This window comes from Aquirufa sp. ROCK2-A2 (assembly GCF_054558485.1).
In genome coordinates this window covers 94,640-115,563 of record NZ_JBPXKA010000004.1, presented here as the reverse complement: position 1 = coordinate 115,563, position 20,924 = coordinate 94,640, and the positions used below count along the sequence as shown (strand labels likewise).

At 36.7% G+C, this 20,924-nt stretch carries 23 protein-coding genes; 10 read left to right on the top strand and 13 right to left on the bottom strand.

Translation table 11 applies throughout. The annotated features are described in order from the left end of the window. From mog to aroQ, 8 genes are read right to left on the bottom strand one after another with little or no spacing between them, the layout of a single operon-like run. Positions 1-525 carry a molybdopterin adenylyltransferase gene (mog, locus tag V7S76_RS07960; RefSeq protein ID WP_459509542.1) on the bottom strand — a complete coding sequence of 175 codons (525 nt, stop codon included), beginning with the start codon at positions 523-525 and terminating at the stop codon, positions 1-3. Further along, on the bottom strand, positions 525-1,319 hold the full coding sequence (locus V7S76_RS07955) for a tRNA threonylcarbamoyladenosine dehydratase (protein WP_459509541.1): 795 nt from the start codon (positions 1,317-1,319) through the stop codon (positions 525-527). Before V7S76_RS07955 ends, mog begins: the two co-directional genes overlap by 1 nt. A 2-nt stretch (positions 1,320-1,321) precedes the next feature. After that, a complete protein-coding gene (locus V7S76_RS07950; protein ID WP_459509540.1) occupies positions 1,322-2,275 on the bottom strand; it encodes a glycosyltransferase family 2 protein in 954 nt (317 codons plus the stop codon). 48 nt (positions 2,276-2,323) lie between these two features. Then, complete coding sequence (locus V7S76_RS07945; RefSeq protein WP_459509539.1) at positions 2,324-3,040, bottom strand: tRNA1(Val) (adenine(37)-N6)-methyltransferase; 717 nt, start codon at positions 3,038-3,040, stop codon at positions 2,324-2,326. Then, entirely contained in the window at positions 3,027-3,647 is a 621-nt protein-coding gene (locus tag V7S76_RS07940; RefSeq protein WP_459509538.1) for a ribonuclease H1 domain-containing protein, read from the bottom strand. Before V7S76_RS07940 ends, V7S76_RS07945 begins: the two co-directional genes overlap by 14 nt. A 2-nt stretch (positions 3,648-3,649) precedes the next feature. Then, on the bottom strand, positions 3,650-4,219 hold the full coding sequence (locus V7S76_RS07935) for a MarC family protein (protein WP_459509537.1): 570 nt from the start codon (positions 4,217-4,219) through the stop codon (positions 3,650-3,652). Next, positions 4,216-5,286, bottom strand: a complete 1,071-nt coding sequence (locus tag V7S76_RS07930; protein WP_459509536.1) for an aminotransferase class V-fold PLP-dependent enzyme — start codon at positions 5,284-5,286, stop codon at positions 4,216-4,218. Before V7S76_RS07930 ends, V7S76_RS07935 begins: the two co-directional genes overlap by 4 nt. Before the next feature lie 3 nt (positions 5,287-5,289). Further along, on the bottom strand, positions 5,290-5,715 hold the full coding sequence (aroQ, locus tag V7S76_RS07925; RefSeq protein WP_459509535.1) for a type II 3-dehydroquinate dehydratase: 426 nt from the start codon (positions 5,713-5,715) through the stop codon (positions 5,290-5,292). A 93-nt stretch (positions 5,716-5,808) separates the two neighbouring features. Between aroQ and xerD the strand changes: the two genes are divergently transcribed. Continuing rightward, positions 5,809-6,714 (top strand): site-specific tyrosine recombinase XerD, encoded by a 906-nt coding sequence (xerD, locus tag V7S76_RS07920; protein ID WP_459509534.1) that lies wholly within the window; start codon positions 5,809-5,811, stop codon positions 6,712-6,714. A gap of 32 nt (positions 6,715-6,746) precedes the next feature. Here the strand turns inward: xerD and V7S76_RS07915 are convergent, their stop codons facing one another. The 3 genes from V7S76_RS07915 to tsaE are packed head-to-tail and all read right to left on the bottom strand — an operon-like array spanning position 6,747 to position 8,792. Next, positions 6,747-7,148, bottom strand: a complete 402-nt coding sequence (locus V7S76_RS07915) for a hypothetical protein (RefSeq protein ID WP_459509533.1) — start codon at positions 7,146-7,148, stop codon at positions 6,747-6,749. Between the two features lie 4 nt (positions 7,149-7,152). Continuing rightward, positions 7,153-8,376, bottom strand: coding sequence for an alanine dehydrogenase (locus V7S76_RS07910; protein WP_459509532.1), 1,224 nt, complete (start codon positions 8,374-8,376; stop codon positions 7,153-7,155). Continuing rightward, positions 8,358-8,792, bottom strand: coding sequence for a tRNA (adenosine(37)-N6)-threonylcarbamoyltransferase complex ATPase subunit type 1 TsaE (gene tsaE, locus V7S76_RS07905; protein WP_459509531.1), 435 nt, complete (start codon positions 8,790-8,792; stop codon positions 8,358-8,360). Before tsaE ends, V7S76_RS07910 begins: the two co-directional genes overlap by 19 nt. Before the next feature lie 126 nt (positions 8,793-8,918). On the opposite strand from tsaE, the gene V7S76_RS07900 reads away from it, so the two are divergent. The 8 genes from V7S76_RS07900 (at position 8,919) to V7S76_RS07865 (ending at position 18,757) form a co-directional block, all read left to right on the top strand. Continuing rightward, positions 8,919-9,842, top strand: a complete 924-nt coding sequence (locus tag V7S76_RS07900) for a sugar phosphate isomerase/epimerase family protein (protein ID WP_459509530.1) — start codon at positions 8,919-8,921, stop codon at positions 9,840-9,842. Positions 9,843-9,918: 76 nt separating this feature from the next. Continuing rightward, entirely contained in the window at positions 9,919-11,259 is a 1,341-nt protein-coding gene (locus V7S76_RS07895; protein WP_459509529.1) for an amidohydrolase, read from the top strand. 77 nt (positions 11,260-11,336) lie between these two features. Beyond that, complete coding sequence (locus tag V7S76_RS07890; RefSeq protein WP_459509528.1) at positions 11,337-13,460, top strand: bifunctional aldolase/short-chain dehydrogenase; 2,124 nt, start codon at positions 11,337-11,339, stop codon at positions 13,458-13,460. Between the two features lie 15 nt (positions 13,461-13,475). Beyond that, a complete protein-coding gene (locus V7S76_RS07885) occupies positions 13,476-14,747 on the top strand; it encodes a TIM barrel protein (protein WP_459509527.1) in 1,272 nt (423 codons plus the stop codon). Positions 14,748-14,765: 18 nt separating this feature from the next. Then, entirely contained in the window at positions 14,766-16,151 is a 1,386-nt protein-coding gene (locus tag V7S76_RS07880) for an FGGY-family carbohydrate kinase (RefSeq protein ID WP_459509526.1), read from the top strand. Further along, positions 16,142-16,858: a (Fe-S)-binding protein gene (locus V7S76_RS07875; protein ID WP_459509525.1), complete on the top strand. Its 717-nt coding sequence runs from the start codon at positions 16,142-16,144 to the stop codon at positions 16,856-16,858. The genes V7S76_RS07880 and V7S76_RS07875 overlap by 10 nt, the downstream gene beginning before the upstream one ends. After that, the gene (locus tag V7S76_RS07870) at positions 16,851-18,212 is read left to right on the top strand and encodes a lactate utilization protein B (RefSeq protein ID WP_459509524.1); all 1,362 of its coding nucleotides are present in this window, start codon (positions 16,851-16,853) and stop codon (positions 18,210-18,212) included. Before V7S76_RS07875 ends, V7S76_RS07870 begins: the two co-directional genes overlap by 8 nt. Next, a complete protein-coding gene (locus V7S76_RS07865; protein ID WP_459509523.1) occupies positions 18,209-18,757 on the top strand; it encodes a LutC/YkgG family protein in 549 nt (182 codons plus the stop codon). Before V7S76_RS07870 ends, V7S76_RS07865 begins: the two co-directional genes overlap by 4 nt. Before the next feature lie 57 nt (positions 18,758-18,814). Here the strand turns inward: V7S76_RS07865 and V7S76_RS07860 are convergent, their stop codons facing one another. After that, the gene (locus V7S76_RS07860) at positions 18,815-19,330 is read right to left on the bottom strand and encodes a hypothetical protein (protein WP_459509522.1); all 516 of its coding nucleotides are present in this window, start codon (positions 19,328-19,330) and stop codon (positions 18,815-18,817) included. Between the two features lie 190 nt (positions 19,331-19,520). Here V7S76_RS07860 and V7S76_RS07855 point away from each other — a divergent pair, with 190 nt between their 5' ends. Continuing rightward, positions 19,521-20,195 (top strand): hypothetical protein, encoded by a 675-nt coding sequence (locus tag V7S76_RS07855; RefSeq protein WP_459509521.1) that lies wholly within the window; start codon positions 19,521-19,523, stop codon positions 20,193-20,195. 38 nt (positions 20,196-20,233) lie between these two features. On the opposite strand, the gene V7S76_RS07850 is transcribed toward V7S76_RS07855, so the two are convergent. Next, entirely contained in the window at positions 20,234-20,686 is a 453-nt protein-coding gene (locus V7S76_RS07850) for a hypothetical protein (protein WP_459509520.1), read from the bottom strand. Positions 20,687-20,924 lie beyond the last annotated feature (238 nt).

Here is a 20,924-nt window from a genome sequence, read left to right as displayed (position 1 = left end):
CTATTTTTTAGGTCGAAAAATTTGAATATTTTCTTCGTTATTAACCAAAAATGGACCTCCAATTAAATCAATGCAATAAGGAACCGCAGGGAAAACAGCCTCTAAACATTGTCTTATCGCGCTGGGTTTTCCGGGTAAATTAATGATTAGCGATCGGCCTCTGATTCCAGCAGTTTGGCGACTTAAAATAGCTGTAGGGACGTATTTTAAACTGACAGAACGCATTAATTCACCAAATCCTGGCATCATTTTATGACAAACTGCTTCAGTCGCTTCTGGAGTAACATCTTTAGGGTCCGGTCCTGTTCCTCCTGTTGTTACAATAAGACAGCAATTATCTAAATCTGCCATTTTGCATAAAGTATCTTCAATCTGCTCTTGAATATCTGGAATTACTGCATAAATGACTTCAAATTCGTTGACTAAATATTCTTTTAATATTTCGACCACAGCTTTACCTGGAATGTCTTCGTAAATCCCAGCACTTGCTCTGTCTGAAATATTTATTACTCCGATTTGAATCATTATTTATTGGGATTTCTTTTTTCCATTTTCGCAAAGGCTTTCGGCCTTTTTTCCATCGGAATAGGTTCATTGAGTAAATCACGGATGACGATCGAAGCACAAGCACCACCAAATGCTGCGGGCAAATACGAAATAGTCCCGTAAGCAGATTTCTTGAAATTGGAACCGTCAGTTAAAATCAAAGACTCATCTTTGACTTTCTCTAGAGAAAAAACAGCTTTGATGCCTTTTTTGACACCTAATTTACGTATCCTTTTTCTAACCAATGAGGCTAGATAGCATTCTCTTGTATCAAATAAATCTGCTGTTCTTATTTTAGTTGGATCCATTTTTCCACCAGCACCCATGGAACTGACGATTTTCAAATTCAAATCAAAGGCGGTTTTCAACAAGGTCAATTTGGGTGTAACCGAATCAATGCAATCCATTACATAATCATATGGAGTGGCTTCCAAAATATCTTTGGCTGCCTCAGGACTCAAAAAAGTCTCATGAGCAATTAATTCCAATTCTGGGTTAATGGCCATCAATCGTTCGTACATGATTTTAACCTTAGCCATTCCATGATTGGTCGCTAGGGCAGGTAATTGCCTATTTCGATTACTAGGGTCTACCACATCACCATCCACAATGGTCATTTTTCCTACACCTGCTCGAGCGATAAATTCCGCTGCAAAGGAGCCAACTCCGCCTAATCCAACCACTAAAACGTGAGCATTTTGCAATGTTTGAATACCTTCAGAGCCGATTAATAGTTCTGAACGACTTAACCAGCTTACATCTTTTTTACTCATAATTAGGATATGTCTTCCTTGATTTGATATTGAGTGGTTTTATCAGAATTGGTCACTAATAACTCGCCAATAAAACCTGCTAGAAATAATTGAACGCCTAAGATAATCGCGACCAAGGCTAAATAAAATAGCGGATTATCCGTCACATTACGATACTTTAAATGTTGAGAAATATTGTATAATTTCTCAATAATTAACCAAAGTGTAATGATACTTCCTGAAAAAAAAGATAATATACCTAAACTACCAAAAAGGTGCATCGGTCTTTTACCAAATGTTTGAACAAAAGTGATTGATAATAAATCCAAGAAACCATATAAGAATCGTTCTAATCCGAATTTGGTTACACCATATTTTCGCGATTGATGTTGCACAACTTTCTCTCCAATTTTGGTAAATCCATTCCATTTCGCTTGAACGGGAATATATCGATGCATTTCCCCATATAATTTCAATGTTTTTACCACTTTCAATTTATAGGCTTTTAATCCACAATTGAAATCATGTAAATAAACACCAGAAAGTTTACGTGTTGCGGCATTATAAAGTTTGGTTGGGATGGTTTTGGATATGGGATCAAACCTTTTTTGTTTCCAACCTGAAACCAAGTCATAGCCATCTTCCACAATCATTTTATATAAACTTGGTATTTCATCGGGCGAGTCTTGTAAATCCGCATCCATGGTGATAACCACAGACCCTTGAGCCAATAAAAATCCCTCGTGCAAGGCAGCTGATTTGCCGTAATTTCTAGCAAAAGATAAGGCCTTGAGTTCTTGATAGGTTGATTTTAAACGTTGCAATACTTCCCATGAATCGTCCTTTGAACCATCATTGATGAAAATCATTTCATAGCTGAATTGATTTTCTTTCATCACCTTGTCGATCCATGCACAAAGTTCTGGAAGCGATTCTGCTTCGTTGTATAAAGGAACAATAATTGAAATTTGCAACATAGATTGGATTGTCAAACAAACAAAAATACAAAAACCTGCGGTTATTTCTTAAGGGAAAATCAAATAGTAAGGTTGAAGGACTGTTTTAAATTTTTCTGAATATTCATTTTGCTCATTTTTTATCTCCCATTTTTCCATAGTTTTTTCAGTTTGAGAACTTGAAATGAGAGCTATTTGTCTCAAAATCGGGCTATTTGGCTTGGGATGTATGTTGATTATGTGATTAATATGTAGATTTTTATTGTTTAAATAAAATTCAAAATGATGCATATTTAAAGGTGGATAAAGGACCATGGCTTTTCCCATTTCGTTCAAATGTTTTTTAATGGCATCGGCTAATTGCTCCGTTGACAATAAATCATCATGAATGGCGATCTGTTTACTTTCATTTTGGGATGCCAAATGATTACTGAAAAAAGGAGGATTGCAAATGATGAAATCAAATAAGGTATCATGTTGAAATTCCTTTAAGTCAATATTGATCACATTGATTTGGTTCGAAAAAGGGCTATTTTGAATATTTTCTTTGGCAAGAATTGCAACATCAGGATGGATTTCAATGGCTTTGATCTTTGAATGCTCAGCCTTTTGAGCCAACATACATGCTAATAATCCACAGCCAGTACCAATGTCTAGAATTGTTCCATTGGCATAATCACTCGCTATGGCTCCGAATAAGCAAGCCTCCGTACTAATCTTCAAACCCGGATTTCCATGGGATAATTGGAATTTTTTGAACTGAAAAATAGATCTATTTTCTGCCATAATCCGCCGGGTTTTCGCCCCAATCTTCTGTTTCCCATTTTAAAATGGGCGTACTAAACGAGTTACTGTGTAACCAATCCAAAGCTTTATCGACCCGACTAAATAAATCAGCATTGACCGAATTGCGTTCTAAAGTGGTTTTTATAGCTTTTTTTTTCACCCAAGCAATGGCTGTCCGTGAATCTGAATAAATAGGAATGGCATAATTTTGTTTCTTTAAATAGGCCAATCCATGTACCAAGGCCAGAAATTCTCCCAAATTTACAGTTCCTTGAGGGAATGGACCTTGTGCAAATAAGACTTCTTTTGTTTCGGTATTAACTCCTTGATATTCCAATATTCCGGGGTTGCCTGAGCATGCAGCATCTACCGATAAACTTGGAATGATGGGTCTTGTATTTGAGCTAGTTTTTATTTTGACTTGTTTCGGCTGAATACTCGCCCAATAATTTTTTTTAAAGGCTTCTTCTGCTTCTTTTTGGGAATCAAATGATTTGTACTGGGCTCCTTGAAATCCTTTTATGAGTTTTTCAGCTTCTTTCCAAGAATCAAAAACACCCGTTTGATGGCCTGACCAAATCACATAATATTTCTGTTTTTTTGCCATGCTTATAATAATCTCGTTTTGAAAATTTTGATGGCTATGGCGATTAGAATGACTCCGAATACCTTTCTAAGTATTTGTGCGCCAGCATTTCCAAGTTTTTTCTCAATCCAAGTACTGGATTTTAACACGAGGTAAATAAATACCAAATTGATGAAGATACTGATAATGATGTTTTCTTCCTCAAATTGTGATTTCAGTGAAATCAAGGTGGTCATGGTCCCTGCACCTGCAATGATGGGAAATGCTAAGGGTACAATGGAATGCGAACCTCCTTCTATTTCTTCCGATTTAAAAATATTTCGACCTAAGGTCATTTCTAAACCAATTAAGAACAAAATAATGGCACCTGCCACGGCGAAGGAGTTGATGTCTACTCCCAATAATTTTAAAATAAACTTTCCAGCAAAAAAGAAGCCAATCATAATCAATCCGGATACAAGGGTAGCCTGTTCTGGATGAATATCACCATTTTTTTTACGTAAGTCGATGATAATGGGGATAGAACCCAAAATATCAATTACTGAAAATAGAATTAAAGACGATGAAAGAATTTCTTTTAAATCGAAGTTCATGGTGCTTGTTTTAAGAGGTGGATAAGTAATTCGATATCTTCAAAGGTGTGACTAGGAAAATTGGCAATGCGGATGGAACTGTTTTTCCATTCTCCGTATCCTTTTCCTAATTCGATTTGGTGGTGCTTACAAATTTCTTGTATTTCTTCAATTTTATTGCTTGTTCCGCTTAAAGCCAAAACAGTTGGCAAGCGAAGTGTCGGATTTTTAACCAAAAAATCAAATTGAAATTTTTGTTCATTTTTCCAGAAATTTTCCCAAACCTGCATTTTTGCATTTGTTTGTTTCGCAATTTCGGTGATGTTGGGTAAGGTTTGACTTAAACGGCTTAATAAATAGATGCCAAGAACATTTGGAGTATAATGAGTTTGGTATAATTTTCGATTTTCTTCCATCAATAAAATGGAATTGTAATGGTCTTTTTTGCCTAATAATTCAGCTCTTTTTAAAGCCAAAGGGGAACATATGATGATTCCCAATCCTGCCGGAATACCCATACATTTTTGCACAGAGGCAAGCCAAACATCCGCTTCTGACCAATCTAACTCTATTCCACCCATGGAAGAAGTGGCATCTACGGCGATGATTAAATCGTCATTATCTGTGAAATCTTTTCGTCTTATTTTTTGTCCAGTACCGTTGGAAGTTTCACTTTGTACCAAACAAAGAGTGTCCACGTTTTCTAATATTTCATTGGGCGATCTAAGCATGAAATCGCTCAAACTTTCCTCCACTTCAAAAGCCATTTCTAGTGCATTTGAATTGATTTGTTTGGTATAATAGGCCCATTTTTTACCAAAAGCCCCATTATAAAGATGCATGGATTTGGACTTGATTAATGATTGAGCCACAATCTCCCAGGCTTCAGTAGCCGAGGAAATGAAATAAATGGTGTAATCAGCAGGAATGTTCCATTTTTCATGGAGTGATTCGAGTGTTTCTTTGAGCAATATCTCAAATCGTTCACTTCGATGATTGATGCTGACAATTCCTTGATCATAAGCCTCGTGAATAAAATTCAAGCTTTGAGGGTAAACTTTGGAAGGGCCAGGATAAAAGGATAACATGTATTATAGGAAAGACTGTAAAGCTAATTCATAACTTTTTAAGCCAAATCCTACGATAATTCCTTGGCATTTTGGACTCAAAAAACTGTGTGAACGGAAACTTTCACGGGCATGTACATTTGAAATATGTACTTCAATCACCGGACTAGTGATGGCTGAAATGGCATCCGCAATGGCAATGGAAGTATGAGTGTAGGCACCAGCATTGATGATAATTCCATCCATGGAGAAACCAACTTCGTGTAATTTATTGATTAATTGACCTTCTTCATTCGATTGGAAATACGTAATTTCTAATTCATTTTGAAATGTATTTTGTAAAATTGATAAGTATTGTTCGAAGGTTTGATGACCGTAAATTTCAGGTTCTCTAGTGCCTAAAAGGTTTAAATTTGGGCCATTTAGGATGATGATTTTCTTCTTACTCATGATAAATTAATTTTAGATCAATACTTATCTCTTCACTTACAGTGTAAAAATACGTAATTCCCTTAAATTTACATGTTTGTTTTCAAAAAATGCATGTGGGATAAAGAAATCCAATCTTTTGGTAATTATTTAAAAATTGAACGTGGTTTATCTCCCCATTCATTAGAGGCTTACCTGAGGGATATTCATAAATTTGCCAATTACATAGATCAATCCGATTGGAAAGCATTAGCCTTGTCAGATGTCCAAGAACTACATTTGATGGCTTTTTTGAAGGATTTACATAGCCTAGGTATTGAAGCTAGTACGCAAGCACGGTGTTTATCCGGAATCCGAAGTTTTTTTCAATATTTGGTTTTTGAAGATTTGGTCAAATCAGATCCTACTGTTCATTTGAAAAGTCCACAAAAGGCTCGTAAATTACCAGATACCTTGTCGTATGATGAAATAGTGAGTTTATTGGATCAGAACGATTTACACAGTAATGAGGGATTGCGCAATAGAGCTATGTTGGAAATGCTATATGGCGCTGGAATGCGAGTTTCGGAATTGATTAATTTAAAATTGACCGATATTTATGAAGATATTGGTTTTTTGAAGGTACGTGGAAAAGGCGATAAAGAGCGCTTGGTGCCTGCTGGTAAGGATGCATTTTACTATTTGAAATTGTATGTTGAAACCGTCCGGTCGAGCATTTCGGTTAAAAAACAAGCAATGAATGTTGTGTTCTTGAATCGTCGAGGAGGCGCCTTGAGTAGAGTTATGGTATTTTTGATTTGCAAAGATTTAGCTGCAAAAGCGGGTATTCACAAATCCATCAGTCCACATACCTTCCGGCATTCCTTTGCGACTCATTTGATAGAAGGTGGGGCAGATTTGCGGGCAGTTCAAGAAATGCTAGGTCATGAATCCATTCTAACCACAGAAATTTATACCCATTTAGATCGAGCCTATTTAAGTCAAATTGTGCAAGATTTTCATCCTTTGAATAAAAGGTGATTAATTCTTAACTCTTGTTCAAATATTAAATTTTACTCCTCTGGAAATGGTATAAATACAAAATTGGTGAATTGTCCATCCACCACGAATAAGCAACAAAACTCCTCAATATCTTTGTAATTTTGGATGAAAAGCTCAATATTTTCTTGTGAAATGAGATTTCTTTGAACGAATTCTTCTAGCATGGATGCATGATAATTCCATTTGTTTTCATTCAATTCACCAACGCCAATCAATTTTTGACCTATTTCAATGACCCTTTGGGACGTAACAAAAATAGGGAAATCAGAAAATCCTCTTTTTTTGATTTGGTAAGATGCTTCCTTTAGAGGTTCTGCCACAATCGCAAAATCACTTGAAATTAATCCCAAATATTTTCCATTCAAATCTGGCGAATTTGGGGCATTGGATATGGCTTGATAATCTTCGATCATAATGTTAACCTTTACTTAGTAATAATAATTGAATGTCTTTTACTGGTTTTTGGAACAACCTTCCGATGTTTTTTTGAGTAACATGTCCTTTGTAACAATAGATACCTTTCATAAAGGATTTACCCTGCCACAACATTTCATCAATTCCTCCTGTTTTACCAGCTTTCAGCACAAAGGAGGTCAATAAATTGCTAATAGCTAAACTAGATGTTTTTCCAACCTTAGAGGCAATATTCGGTACACAATAATGAATAACATCGTATTTACTGTAGGTTGGATTGCTCAATTGGGTGGTTTCTGACGTTTCAAAACATCCGCCTTGATCAATGCAGACATCCATAATTAAGGTGCCTGGTTTTAAATTGCTGACCATTTCTTCTGTAACGATACATGGAGTAATCCCATTTTCAGAACGCAAGGCCCCAACAATCACTTGCGCATTTTGAAGCGCATTCGCTAAGTTCTCAGAATCAATTACTTGGGTTATCAGTGGGAATCCCAAATTTTGTTTCAGTCGTTGCAATTTATAAATGTCCTTGTCAAACACTTGTACTTGTATTCCTGCATGCCAAGCAGCTTTGGAAACCTGTTCAACAACTTGGCCAGAACCTAACAACACCATATTAATAGGTGGAACACCCGTCACATTGCCTAATAATGTTCCAGCAATTTGTTGTGAACTAAGAATATGACTTGCAATCGGTAAAATTAATTGTCCGGCAATTTCTGCCATCATCCGCACAAAAGGCAAACCACCTCCATTATCTTCCACATATTCCAAACCAATAGCCATGATTCTCTTTTGATTGATCTTGTCAATAAGTTTAGCATTTAGGGCTTGATAGTTGGCGCAAGAAATTAGACAAATTTCTGGCTTACAAAACTCTAATTCTAATAAAGTAGGTGCAGCAATTTTAATAACTAGCACACTTTCCCAAATTTGCAAAGGGTCATTTGTTACCGTTCCTCCAGCTAACATATAGTCCGAATCACTAAACCCTGCTCGAACCCCTGCATTTGATTCGATGATTATTTCATGGCCGTTTAAAACCAATAATTTGACAGCCTCCGGACTTAAGGCAATTCGATTTTCATGCACCGAGTTTTCCATGGGAATTCCAATTCGGATGCTAGCGGCATTTTGTTTGGTCCACGACATCGCCTCCAAAGGAGCTAAACCTTGTTGCGATAATAATTCTTGAAAAGGATTTAAATGGATGTCTGACATTCTACAACTAATTTTCGATGTTCTGAATCAATGGCTGAAAGTTGGAAGTTGGCGTGAGGGATATCCCAAAGGTCTTCCGCTTGTTCTGGCCATTCGATGAAACAAATATTTCCTGAATCTAAATATTCTTCAATACCGATATCCAAGGCTTCACGGGTATTTTTTAAACGATATAAGTCGAAATGATAAATGATCTGCTTCTGTGAAGTTGAATACTCATTTACCAAGGAAAAGGTGGGACTTTGAACAGCATGTATCACACCTAATTGGGCACAAATTTCTTTGATCAATGTCGTTTTGCCAGCTCCCATTTGTCCGCGAAATAACCAAATCTTGGGTAAATTTTCCTTCATTGCTAAAAGTTCTTTTACCACTTTCGGAAGTTCCAATAAATTATAGGAGGGCCAAGTTTTCAAGTTAGATTCATTTGAAATGCGAAGTTAAAAACTTAATTTCATTTATAGAATTAATATTTTAATCGAAAAAGTATCAAAAATTAAATAAGAATTTTAAATTTACTTTCTTATTCAAACCAAATTACTATGAAATCAACAAGACGTTCATTCTTGCAAAAAGGAGCAATGTTTTTGGGAGCTGGAGCTTTAGGTTCATCTGCCTTCCAAGCGTTAGCAAATGCAAAAACAAAGAAAATAGTTGGGGTTCAATTGTACTCGATTCGTGAAGACATGAAGGCTAATCCATTGGGAACGCTTCAAGCCTTGTCCAAAATGGGTTACAAATATTTAGAACATGCCAATTACGTTAATCGTAAATTTTACGGCTGGTCGGCACAAGAATTCCGTAAAGTCTTAGATGATTTAGGATTCACAATGCCAAGTGGCCACACCGTTTTAGGAAAACCGCATTGGGATGAAAGTAAAAAAGATTTTACGGATTTATGGAAATACACCGTAGAAGATGCTGCTGTTTTAGGTCAAGAAATCGTAATTAGTCCTTCTTTAGACTCATCCATACGTAAATCAACTAGCGATTTCAAACGATACATGGATATTTTCAACAAGTCGGGAGAACTTTGCAATAAGTTTGGTATGCGATTTGGATACCATAATCACGATTTTGAATTTTCAGAAAAATTGGATGGTGTTACTTTGTTTGATTTGATTTTAACAAATACTGATCCAAAATTGGTTACTCAACAATTGGACATAGGTAATATGATCAATGGAGGAGGAGTACCAGGCGATATTTTGAAAAAATACCCAGGTCGTTTTATTTCCATGCACGTGAAAGATGAAATTCTTGCTGCTGCAGGTCATGGTGAAAAATACGAAAGTACCATTCTCGGAAAAGGAATTATCAGCGTTTTAGACATGGTGAAATTAGGAGATACCGTTGGAGGTACGAAGCATTTTATCATCGAACAAGAATCCTATCAAGGTTTAAAACCTTTGGATTGTGTTGAACAAGATTTGAAAATCATGAAAAATTGGGGATATTCCTCTTAATTTAGAGTGTTCTTATGGAGAGAAGGAACATGTTTCCTTCTCTTTTTTTTGTCCAAACTACTAAAAAATTATTCACATGAAATACCCAATTATTTACAAACTCGTGTTTGTTTTCCTTTTCTCCTCCACTACTATTTTTGCTCAAAGCAATTTAAAATCGACGATTATTCAAAAGGCTGATGCATTGAAAGAACAAGTCATTACTTGGCGTCGCGATTTCCATGAACATCCAGAATTGGGTAATCAAGAATTTCGCACCGCTGAGATTGTCGCTAAGCATTTGAGAAGTTTAGGAATTGAGGTACAAGAAAAAGTTGCCTATACAGGCGTAGTCGGAATTTTAAAAGGAGGAAAGCCTGGACCAGTGGTGGCTTTGAGAGCGGATATGGATGGCTTACCTGTAACCGAGCGAGGTGATTTGCCTTTTAAATCAAAAGTGGTGACCGAATTCAATGGTCAGAAAACGGGTGTCATGCATGCCTGTGGCCATGATAGTCATGTGGCTATTTTGATGGCTGTTGCACAAATTTTAAGTGCTGAAAAAGCTAATTTGGCTGGTACAGTCAAATTTATTTTTCAACCCTCTGAGGAAGGGGTTTACGATTCAAAAGGAGATAAGATTATTTCTGGTGCTGAATTAATGGTAAAAGAAGGTGTGTTGGAAAATCCTAAGGTAGATGTCATTTTTGGTTTGCATATCGCATCAGGATCGGATGTGGGTGTTATTGAATATCGCCCTGGAGCCACCATGGCAGGTGTTGACCAATTGAATATCAAAGTGAATGGAAAGCAAGCACATGGAGCAAATCCATGGATGAGCGTTGACCCAATAGTTACTGCTTCACAAATTGTGTTAGGACTTCAAACCATTGTTAGTCGAAATGTGAACATAACCAAAGATCCAGCCATTGTTACGGTAGGTGCCATTCATGGAGGTATTCGTCAAAATATTATCCCTGAATCAGTTCAAATGATTGGTACGATTCGCACATTTGATCAAGATCAACGAACATTGGTTCATAAAAGAATCAAAGAAATTGCAACAAATATTGCGTTAAGTGCAGGAGCAAATGCTGATGTTAACATTGGAACCGGTTATCCTGTTACTTATAATCAACCTGAGTTGGTTGATAAAATGTTACCCACTTTAATTTCTTTAAACGGAAAAGACAAGGTTCGTCAAATACCCGCTCACACCGGGGCAGAGGATTTTAGTTTCTTTCAAGAAAAAGTTCCAGGTTTCTTTTTCTTTTTAGGTGCCAGACCTCAAAATAAAACAGCTTTAGAGGTTGCTGCGCACCATACACCTGATTTTTATTTGGATGAATCAGAATTTCAGGTAGGAGTAAAGGCTTTAAGTCTTTTGGTGACAGATTACATGGAAATGAATAAAATTACAAATAAAAGTAAAAAATAGATTTTTCTGGCTGTCCTTATTTAAAATAGGATTGTTCGGAGTTAGTAGTGGATTATTTTTGTTAAAAAAAAGAAGCAATGTCAAGAACTTACAAGCATGTTTCCTATTTATGGGACGATGAAAAAGCTAACGCTTTGAAAGGCAATGAGGTAGATTTGTTCATCTATCGTTCAAACATACTAGGAGCAGATTTACGAATCACCAATTATGGTGGAGGAAATACATCTGTTAAAATCATCGATAAGGATCATTTGACAGGAGAAGATACCGAGGTAATGTGGATTAAAGGGTCTGGAGGAGATATTGGTACCTTGAAAAAATCGGGATGTGCGGCTTTGTATTTGGAACGTTTACAAAATTTGGAAAAGGTCTATCGTGGCTTAGCGCATGAGGATGAAATGGTGGAATTATTCAATCATTGTATTTTTGATTTAAATTCAAAAGCCCCTTCCATTGATACACCTTTGCATGGTTTTTTGCCATTCAAACACATTGATCACCTTCATCCTGATGCGGCGATTGCCATAGCAGCTGCGGCAGATGGTGAAAAAATTACAGAGGATTTATTTGAAGGTCAAATTGGTTGGGTGCCTTGGCAACGTCCTGGCTTTGATTTAGGCTTACAGCTTCGTGCTTGCCTTCAAAAGGCGGCTGATAAAGGTATTCAGCTGAAAGGTATCATGTTGGGTTCACATGGATTATTTACATGGGGCGATACATCTTATGATTGTTATTTAAATACCTTGGACATTATTGAAAAATGTGCGGAATACATTGCTCAAAATGAAGGAAAAAATAGACCGGTTTTTGGTGGTCAACGCGTGACTAGCTTAGATGCTGAAAATAGAAAAAAACAAGCTGCTAAAATTGCTCCGATTTTAAGAGGTTTTTGTTCATCATATGTTCAAATGATTGGACATTTTTCGGATGATGTGCGAATATTACAATTCATTAATTCCAATGATATAGATGTTTTAGCCCCTTTGGGAACTTCTTGTCCGGATCACTTTTTAAGAACAAAAATTTCACCATTGGTGTTGAAATTAAGTCCAGATCAAGATTTATCTGATTTAGATGCCATTAAAGCTGCTTTGCTGCCTGAATTTGAGGCCTATCGTGCCATGTATTCTGATTATCATTCGACTTGCAAAAGAGCGAATAGTCCGGCCATGCGTGACCCTAACCCAGTGGTCATTCTTTATCCAGGTGTTGGAATGTTCACATTTGCCAAGGACAAACAAACCTCTCGGGTTGCAAATGAATTTTATTTGAATGCGATCAACGTGATGAGAGGGGCGGAGGCCATTTCTAAATATACCTCACTTCCTCGTCAAGAGGCTTTTGATATTGAATATTGGTTATTGGAGGAGGCTAAATTACAAAGAATGCCAAAACCAAAACCTTTGTCTGGCCGTGTCGCTTTTGTAACTGGTAGTGCAGGCGGTATTGGTAAAGCAATTGCCAAGAAAATGGCGCAGGAAGGTGCTTGTGTCATGTTAAATGATGTAAATCCAGATCGTCTGCAGGAGGCTTCCGCTGAGTTTATTGCCTTGTTTGGAAAAGATTCCGTCGCTACCACAATTGCAGACGTAACAAGCGTTGATTCAATTCATGATGCCATTGCCGCCACTTCACTTGCTTTTGGCGGAGTAGATTTAGTCGTAAATAACGCAGGTATAAGTATTTCAAAAGGTATATTGGAACATACGATGTCTGATTGGGATAAATTGTACGATATTTTAGTGAAAGGTCAATTTATCGTGAGTCAGGCGGCTGTAGCGGTGATGCGCCAACAAAGTTTAGGCGGTGATATTGTCAATATTGTTTCGAAAAATGCCTTTGTCGCTGGCCCGAATAATGTGGGTTATGGTTCTGCGAAAGCAGCCCAAGCTCATTTTACTCGTTTATTAGCTGCCGAATTAGGCCCTGATCATATCCGTGTAAATACCGTGAATCCCGACGCTGTTATTGCTGATTCCAATATTTGGGCTGGCGGTTGGGCGGAAGGACGCGCGAAAGCATATGGAATTAAAGTAGAAGAGTTACCAGCCTTTTATGCCAAACGTACTTTATTGAATGAATCCATTTTGCCTGAGGATATCGCGAATGCCTGTTTTGCTTTTGTTGGTGGATTATTAGGTAAATCAACAGGAAATGCCTTGAATGTTGATGGAGGAGTGGCAGCAGGATTTTTACGTTAATTACCCATTGAAACCATGAATTTACAAGATAAACTAAGTAGTCATAATAGTCAATTGATTGGTTCTCACGAGAGAAAGTTGGCATTTTTGCAATCGGAGGTTGCCGTACCAAGTGATTTACTACAGAAATTAAAAGATTTTCAAATTGCTATTCCTTCTTGGGCCTTAGGAACAGGAGGGACTCGCTTTGGTCGATTTTCAGCTGGTGGTGAGCCTAGAAATTTAGAGGAGAAAATTGAAGATGTTGGACTTTTACATGCCTTAAATCAATCATCTGGAGCGATTTCTTTGCATATTCCTTGGGATATTCCTCAAGATCCTGCTAAAATTCGAAATTTAGCAGCGCAACATGGTTTAGCTTTTGATGCTGTTAATTCAAATACGTTTCAAGATCAAGCAGAGCAGGCTCATTCTTATAAATTTGGCTCTCTACAACATACTAATTTTGCTACGAGAAAGCAAGCAATTCAACACAATATTGAAGTCATTCAACAAGGGATTGAATTAGGATCAAAATCATTAACAGTTTGGTTATCAGATGGATCTTGTTTTCCAGGGCAATTGAATTTTAGACAAGCCTATCAGCGAACTGTTGATAGCTTACAAGAAATTTATGCAGCGTTACCAAGTGATTGGAAGTTGTTTTTAGAATATAAAGCCTATGAACCTAATTTTTATTCCACTACCGTGGGCGATTGGGGTCAATCCTATTCCATGGTGAATAAATTAGGCGAAAAAGCATTTACTTTAGTGGATTTAGGTCATCATTTACCGAATGCGAATATTGAACAAATTGTCGCTTTGCTTTTGATGGAAGGTAAATTGGGAGGTTTTCATTTCAATGATTCCAAATATGGTGATGATGATTTAACGGCTGGATCAATTAAACCCTATCAATTATTTTTGATTTTCAATGAATTGGTAGAGGGGATGGACGTTCGAGGTATGAATCATGCATCGGATTTGGGTTGGATGATTGATGCTTCTCATAATGTCAAAGATCCATTGGAAGACTTATTGCAATCAGTGGAGGCTATTCAATTGGCTTATGCACAAGCTCTTATGGTTGATCGTTCTGCTTTGGAGGCTGCTCGTGAAGCAAATGATGTGGTAGCATGCCAGGAGATTTTGCAAACAGCCTTTAGAACAGATTTGAGACCTTTGGTTGCGCAAGCTAGATTGGAATTAGGGGGTGCTCTACAACCTATTTCTTTGTTCAGAAACGAACATATTCGGGCGGAATTAATCAAAGTAAGAGGCGAAAAAACGCAAGCTACAGGTTTATAATTCATAAATTTGGATGACATGAAAACTCCAGTTATTGCCGTATTTGATATTGGTAAAACCAACAAAAAGGTGTTTTTATGGGATCAGGATTATCAAATTGTTTTTGAAAAATCGGAAAATTTTGAAGAGATAATGGATGAAGATGGATTCCAAACAGAGAATTTATCCTCCGTTATCCATTGGGTTTTATCAACGTTTGAGGAGGTAAATCAGTTAATCGATTTCGAAGTAAAAGCCTTGAATTTTTCCGCATATGGTGCGAGTATCGTTTATGTAGATCAACATGGTGATGCCAATTTGCCCTTATATAATTACCTAAAGCCATTTCCTGAATCTCTTTCTTCGAACTATTATGCTACTTATGGTGCGGAGGCAGTTGTTGCTCAGGAAACTGCTTCACCCGTGTTGGGGCATTTGAATTCAGGTATGCAGGTTTATTCGATCAAGTATTTGAAGCCTGAAAAATGGAATGAAATCAAATGGGTTCTACATTGGCCTAATTTTTTGTCTTCATTATTTTCCAAAAAATATGTTGCTGAATTAACTTCGATTGGTTGTCATACCCAATTATGGGATTTTAGTAAAAATGATTACCATCGTTGGGTCTACCAAGAAAAAATTTCAGAAAAATTACCACAGTTAGTTGAAGGAACACAATCTTTTCCTATGGCCATTCCTGGTGCACAAATTCCTGTTGGTGTCGGTTTACATGATTCTTCTTCTGCTTTGTTTCCTTATTTGAAGACAGTAAAGGAAGAGTTTATTTTATTGTCGACAGGTACTTGGTGTATTTCTCTTCATCCATTTAATGATACCTTATTAACGGATGTGGAGCTTCAAAATGATGTGCTTTGTTTTATGCAAATGGATGGAAAACCGGTAAAAGCTTCGCGTTTGTTTGCAGGTAATGAGCATGAAATTCAAACGAAACGTTTGGCGAAACATTATTCATTGCCCGCAAAATCACATAGAAATGTGGCATATGATTCAAAATGGCTTGCCATTTTTCAGGAACAATTGAAAAAGACCATGCCCGATTTACAAAAATCCAATATGCCATTTCTCTTGAATTCAGGATTTGATCAAAGAGATTTGTCGCAATTTTTGACTTTTGAAGAGGCATATCACCAATTAATGGTAGATTTGATGGTTCAACAAATTTATTCTTTGCGATTGGTATTTGACACAAAACCGGTTTCTAAAATTTTAGTAGATGGTGGATTTAGTCATAATCAAATTTATATGAATTTCTTAGCTAATACATTCGAAGGATTGGAGGTTTATGGTGCCGAAGTGGCTCAGGCAAGTGCATTAGGTGCAGCATTAGCCATTCATTCCACTTGGAATGAAAAAGAAATTCCCTCGGATTTAGTTCAATTAAAAAGGTTTTTACCATGCGTGTAGCCTTATTTGTACCTTGTTATATTGATCAATTTTATCCGCAAGTCGCCATTGCGAGTTTGGAATTGTTGGAAAAATTGGGTTGTGAGGTGATCATTCCTGAAAATCAAACATGTTGCGGTCAACCGATGGCAAATTCAGGTTTCGCCAATACAACGGAAGGCTGTGATACCAATTTTTCACAAAATTTTGAAGGTTTTGATTATATCGTCGGACCGTCAGGGTCTTGTATTTTACATATCAAAGAGCACCACCCTTCCGAAAAAATCAGAAATTCAGTTTTTGAAATTTGTGAGTTTTTATCGGATGTCCTAAAAATTACATCCTTGGAGGCAACTTTTCCGTTTAAAGTTGGTTTACATCAAAGTTGCCATGGACAAAGAGGTTTAGGGTTAAGTTCGATGTCAGAATTAAATGCACCATCCTATACCAAAGTATCTAATTTATTGGATTTGGTGAAAGATATGCAATGGGTTTATCCCAAAAGATCGGATGAATGCTGTGGTTTTGGTGGAACATTTTGTGTGTCAGAAGAAGCTGTTTCAGTTAAAATGGGTAAAGACCGAATTCAGGAACATGCTAACAATGAAATCGATTACATAACAGGGACAGACACCTCCTGTTTAATGCACATGGAAGGTATTTTGCGTCGTCAAAATTCTCCTATTAAAGTTATTCACATTGTTGAAATATTAAATTCACATGCTTAGTCATTCAGAGGCTTCCGAGAAATTTATTGCTGATGAGGAAAGAACCAATTGGCATGATGAAACATTGTGGTTTGTTCGCTCAAAAAGAGATGTTGCTAGTAAAAATGTAGAGGATTGGGAGCGCTTGAGAAATCAAGCCTCTGATATAAAAGATTATACCTTAGCTAATTTAAGTGAATTATTGATTCAATTCGAATCCAATGCTCAGGCCAATGGTATAGAAGTTCATTGGGCCAAAGATGCTGCTGAATTAAACCAAATTGTTTTAGCGATTGCAAAAGAACAGCAGGTTCAAACCATTGTGAAGAGCAAATCAATGCTGACAGAAGAATGTCATTTGAACGATTATTTATTGAAAAATGGGATTGATGTAGTTGATACTGATTTAGGAGAACGAATTGTTCAATTTAGAAATGAAGCACCAAGTCACATTGTTTTGCCTGCTATACATTTGAAAAAAGAAGATGTTGGAGAAACTTTTCATCAACATTTGGGAACTCCAAAAGGCAATAAAGATCCTCAATTTTTAACGGAAGCGGCTCGTCAGCATTTGCGTGAAAAGTTTTTAGCATCCAAATTGGCTATTACGGGCGTTAATTTCGCCGTTGCGGATACGGGTGAATTTGTGGTTTGTACCAATGAGGGGAATGCAGATATGGGTGCACATTTAGCAGATGTACACATTGCTTGCATGGGAATTGAAAAGGTTATTCCTCGTAGAGAAGATTTAAGTGTGTTTTTGAGATTGTTGGCTAGAAGTGCTACCGGACAATTGATTACCACGTATTCGAGCCATTTTGCTAAGCCACGTCAGGGCCAAAAAATGCATATTGTCTTATTGGATAATGGTAGAACACGACAATTGGCACAAGATGAATATCGGAATTCTTTGAAATGTATCCGTTGTGCAGCTTGTTTTAATACCTGTCCGGTGTATCGTCGGAGTGGCGGACATAGTTATCATCAGCCAGTTGCTGGACCAATTGGGTCAATTTTGGCACCTAATTTTGATAAAAAAGCGAATGTTGATTTACCTTTTGCTAGTACGCTTTGTGGAAGCTGTTCAAACGTTTGTCCAGTAAAAATCAACATTCATGAACAACTTTGGTTTTGGAGACAAGATTTAATGAAAGATGGTTTATCTCCTTTGTCCAAAAAAATAAGTATGCAAGGAATGGCTTGGGTTTTGGCGCATCCCAAAATTTATCAGCTTCTTGGTAAGGTATTGAGAAGTACCATGAAGGTATTTCCTTTTGCCATCAACAATGGTTTAAATCCTTGGTATAAACAAAGAGAAATGCCGGAAGTACCGAAACAAAGTTTTCAGGAATGGGTTAAATCGAATCGGAAATGAGTAGTAGATCAGAAATATTGCAGGCCATCGCGAAGGTAAATGTCGAAAAAAAAGATTTACCTCAGACCTATGAATTGGATAGTAAGAAAGATAAGTACCAGACGTTTATAGCGTCCTTAAAAACAGTAGGAGCTCATTATCTGGAGGTAAAAACTGTCGAAGAAGCCAATGATGCTCTGGATAAGTTATTTCCTCAGGTACTTCGTTATCAATCGGTTGAGAAAGTTGAAGATGGATTGAGTTTAGCTGAGGTGGAAGTTTTGGAAATCAATGGACAGTTTGGTGTGGCTGAGAATGGGGCTATTTGGCTAAATGATGATGATTTTCCTCATCGGGTGGCCCCTTTTATTTGTCAGCATTTAGTGATCCATTTGAAAGCGGTAAATTTAGTTGCTCATTTGCACGAGGCTTATTTGAAAATAGAAAAGGCGAGTTCAGGTTTTGGTTTATTTTTATCTGGACCTTCCAAAACGGCTGATATTGAGCAATCTTTGGTAATTGGAGCACATGGTGCCAGAAGTTTAGTGGTTATTATTTATCAATAGTGGTTGTTAAATTCAAATTTTGGCAAAGTATTAAATAATTGAGAGTAGTGTTTAGGCTTATTTCCATCTTCCTCCATCAAGGAACACTCCGATAGAAACGTTTAAGTAATTTTTTTCGCTAGCTGAAGGAACAAAATTGTATTCAGTTGTAAAACGAAATTTGCTGAATTCAAATCCTGCTCTAACGGTACCGTCTAAACGTATCGTGTTATCCTTGTCCGTAATTTCATATTGGAATGCATCTTTAGATGGTTTGATGATTCCCGGAAGATAAGGTCCAACACCTAATCCTACGAATGGAGCAATTTTATTACCTGATTTGTGGAAATAATAATCGCTTGTTAATAGGAAAGCGGAATTGGTACTAGCGCCAGTGGTTAGGATTTCTCTTAATCCTACACTTAAATTGTTCTTTAGATTATATTTTGCTTCAACGGCAAATAAGGTATTTGCGGATCCTACGGTTGGGATGGCTTGACCTAATTCAACACCAATTCGAAATTGATATTGTTTTTGAGCATTTGCAAATTGAAACAATGATAATCCAAGGATGGTAAAAATAACTTTTTTCATTTTTGTGGTTGTATAAAATTGTGGTTGTATTTATTTTGTTGATATCTTCATGTGGTAACGCTGATATCTATACGCAAAAGTAGTGTGTGGAATTTTACCTCAAATTGTGATTTTGCAACTTTTTATAAAATTTCTAAATTTTTTTTTACGTGCCGAAATAGCTAAATTTAGGCATTAATACCCCCCTAAAATGAAACATATACTACTTTCCTTGTTGGCAATCATTGCTTTATCTTGTTCTGAAAATTCTCAAAAAAGTGCATCTCAGGCGTCAAAAAACCTAAATGAAGTGCTTAATTGCAAGGATTTACCTGGATTGAAAAATAAGTTTGGAGTGGAAAACTTAATAGCTGATACAATCATTGTAATGGGAGATGATAGTTTGAGCGGAACGATTTTGTATCCTAAATCCAATAATCAAGTTTTGGTATTTTACCATAATGACCAAATCATTGACGTCACAATTATGGGTGAAAAATCAGATTGGAAAACGGAAACTGGTTTAGAACTTGGTATGACTTTGACGGAAGTTGAAAAAATTAATACCAAAAATTTTACCATTTCTGGATTTAATTGGGCACACGGTGGGACAGTGGTAAGTTGGGAAGGCGGTAAACTAGGTGGCGATAAATTGAGCCATGTGGCTTCATTTAGTAATAAAAATAATCAACATGTAGATATTTCAGAAGAGGAGTATAAACAGATTTCAGGACAAACCGAATTTGATGTTCGTCATCCTTTGATTCAAAAATTAAATCCTCTATTGGATCAAATTTCCATTGTGACTCCATATGTTCCTAACCAATCAGAAGGTAAAAATATGGGACATATGATTGAGAAAAGTCAAATTGAGAAAAGAAAATAGTAACTAGGGAGTTTTTCCCTAGTTACTAAATAGGTAGATTATTTTTTAGTAAAGTAAATTCTTGTGATGAAAAGTCCTTTTCCGTCTTTATCACCCGCATCCGATTCTACGCCACTCGTGATAAATGCGACTGTCCAACCTTCTTTAATGACTTCATTGATTTTGGCTGCAATAACTGCATCATTAGAAGCGATATTTCCAAAATTGATACCTACCAAACTGTAAAAATTCAACAATTTAGTTTCTTTCATATTCTCGCCCATTTCCTTGATATCATCGCGGTCTACATTTCCCTGGCTTGATTTATTGCCCTCTCTAAAGGTAGTTAATGCATTCACATCCGCTTTACCTTGAGTTTCAATAATTCTTGATCGGCCTAAACCCATCGGTACAATGGATTCTACAATGGTTACTATTTTGAATTCTTGGGCAGTTGCCATGAAGCTACTGAAAAGTAAAGTAGCAAATAGTAGTGGTTTTAACATTTTCATTTTGTTGGAATTTTAATTGGTTCTTACTCATATGGCTTTTCAGAATACGCCCCGTTTGAATGGTTGCTAGACTCCATTTTATCATTAACGATACTAGGACAGCATTTTGCGGGTTAAACTAAAAAGAATACGAAGGTGATAATGGAAAATTAGCTGGTTAGTATGCCTATTGCTCATTTTTATTAGGGTTAATTTCATCGCAAAAGTATAAATAAATTTTATTTATCCCAATCTAAAT

What these genes read in the sequence shown, in the direction of transcription:
- mog (WP_459509542.1), bottom strand. Translation starts at nt 525, where the DNA reads ATGATTCAAATCGGAGTAATAAATATTTCAGACAGAGCAAGTGCTGGG.
- V7S76_RS07955 (WP_459509541.1), bottom strand. Translation starts at nt 1,319, where the DNA reads ATGAGTAAAAAAGATGTAAGCTGGTTAAGTCGTTCAGAACTATTAATC.
- V7S76_RS07950 (WP_459509540.1), bottom strand. Translation starts at nt 2,275, where the DNA reads ATGTTGCAAATTTCAATTATTGTTCCTTTATACAACGAAGCAGAATCG.
- V7S76_RS07945 (WP_459509539.1), bottom strand. Translation starts at nt 3,040, where the DNA reads ATGGCAGAAAATAGATCTATTTTTCAGTTCAAAAAATTCCAATTATCC.
- V7S76_RS07940 (WP_459509538.1), bottom strand. Translation starts at nt 3,647, where the DNA reads ATGGCAAAAAAACAGAAATATTATGTGATTTGGTCAGGCCATCAAACG.
- V7S76_RS07935 (WP_459509537.1), bottom strand. Translation starts at nt 4,219, where the DNA reads ATGAACTTCGATTTAAAAGAAATTCTTTCATCGTCTTTAATTCTATTT.
- V7S76_RS07930 (WP_459509536.1), bottom strand. Translation starts at nt 5,286, where the DNA reads ATGTTATCCTTTTATCCTGGCCCTTCCAAAGTTTACCCTCAAAGCTTG.
- aroQ (WP_459509535.1), bottom strand. Translation starts at nt 5,715, where the DNA reads ATGAGTAAGAAGAAAATCATCATCCTAAATGGCCCAAATTTAAACCTT.
- xerD (WP_459509534.1), top strand. Translation starts at nt 5,809, where the DNA reads ATGTGGGATAAAGAAATCCAATCTTTTGGTAATTATTTAAAAATTGAA.
- V7S76_RS07915 (WP_459509533.1), bottom strand. Translation starts at nt 7,148, where the DNA reads ATGATCGAAGATTATCAAGCCATATCCAATGCCCCAAATTCGCCAGAT.
- V7S76_RS07910 (WP_459509532.1), bottom strand. Translation starts at nt 8,376, where the DNA reads ATGTCAGACATCCATTTAAATCCTTTTCAAGAATTATTATCGCAACAA.
- V7S76_RS07900 (WP_459509530.1), top strand. Translation starts at nt 8,919, where the DNA reads ATGAAATCAACAAGACGTTCATTCTTGCAAAAAGGAGCAATGTTTTTG.
- V7S76_RS07895 (WP_459509529.1), top strand. Translation starts at nt 9,919, where the DNA reads ATGAAATACCCAATTATTTACAAACTCGTGTTTGTTTTCCTTTTCTCC.
- V7S76_RS07890 (WP_459509528.1), top strand. Translation starts at nt 11,337, where the DNA reads ATGTCAAGAACTTACAAGCATGTTTCCTATTTATGGGACGATGAAAAA.
- V7S76_RS07885 (WP_459509527.1), top strand. Translation starts at nt 13,476, where the DNA reads ATGAATTTACAAGATAAACTAAGTAGTCATAATAGTCAATTGATTGGT.
- V7S76_RS07880 (WP_459509526.1), top strand. Translation starts at nt 14,766, where the DNA reads ATGAAAACTCCAGTTATTGCCGTATTTGATATTGGTAAAACCAACAAA.
- V7S76_RS07875 (WP_459509525.1), top strand. Translation starts at nt 16,142, where the DNA reads ATGCGTGTAGCCTTATTTGTACCTTGTTATATTGATCAATTTTATCCG.
- V7S76_RS07870 (WP_459509524.1), top strand. Translation starts at nt 16,851, where the DNA reads ATGCTTAGTCATTCAGAGGCTTCCGAGAAATTTATTGCTGATGAGGAA.
- V7S76_RS07865 (WP_459509523.1), top strand. Translation starts at nt 18,209, where the DNA reads ATGAGTAGTAGATCAGAAATATTGCAGGCCATCGCGAAGGTAAATGTC.
- V7S76_RS07860 (WP_459509522.1), bottom strand. Translation starts at nt 19,330, where the DNA reads ATGAAAAAAGTTATTTTTACCATCCTTGGATTATCATTGTTTCAATTT.
- V7S76_RS07855 (WP_459509521.1), top strand. Translation starts at nt 19,521, where the DNA reads ATGAAACATATACTACTTTCCTTGTTGGCAATCATTGCTTTATCTTGT.
- V7S76_RS07850 (WP_459509520.1), bottom strand. Translation starts at nt 20,686, where the DNA reads ATGAAAATGTTAAAACCACTACTATTTGCTACTTTACTTTTCAGTAGC.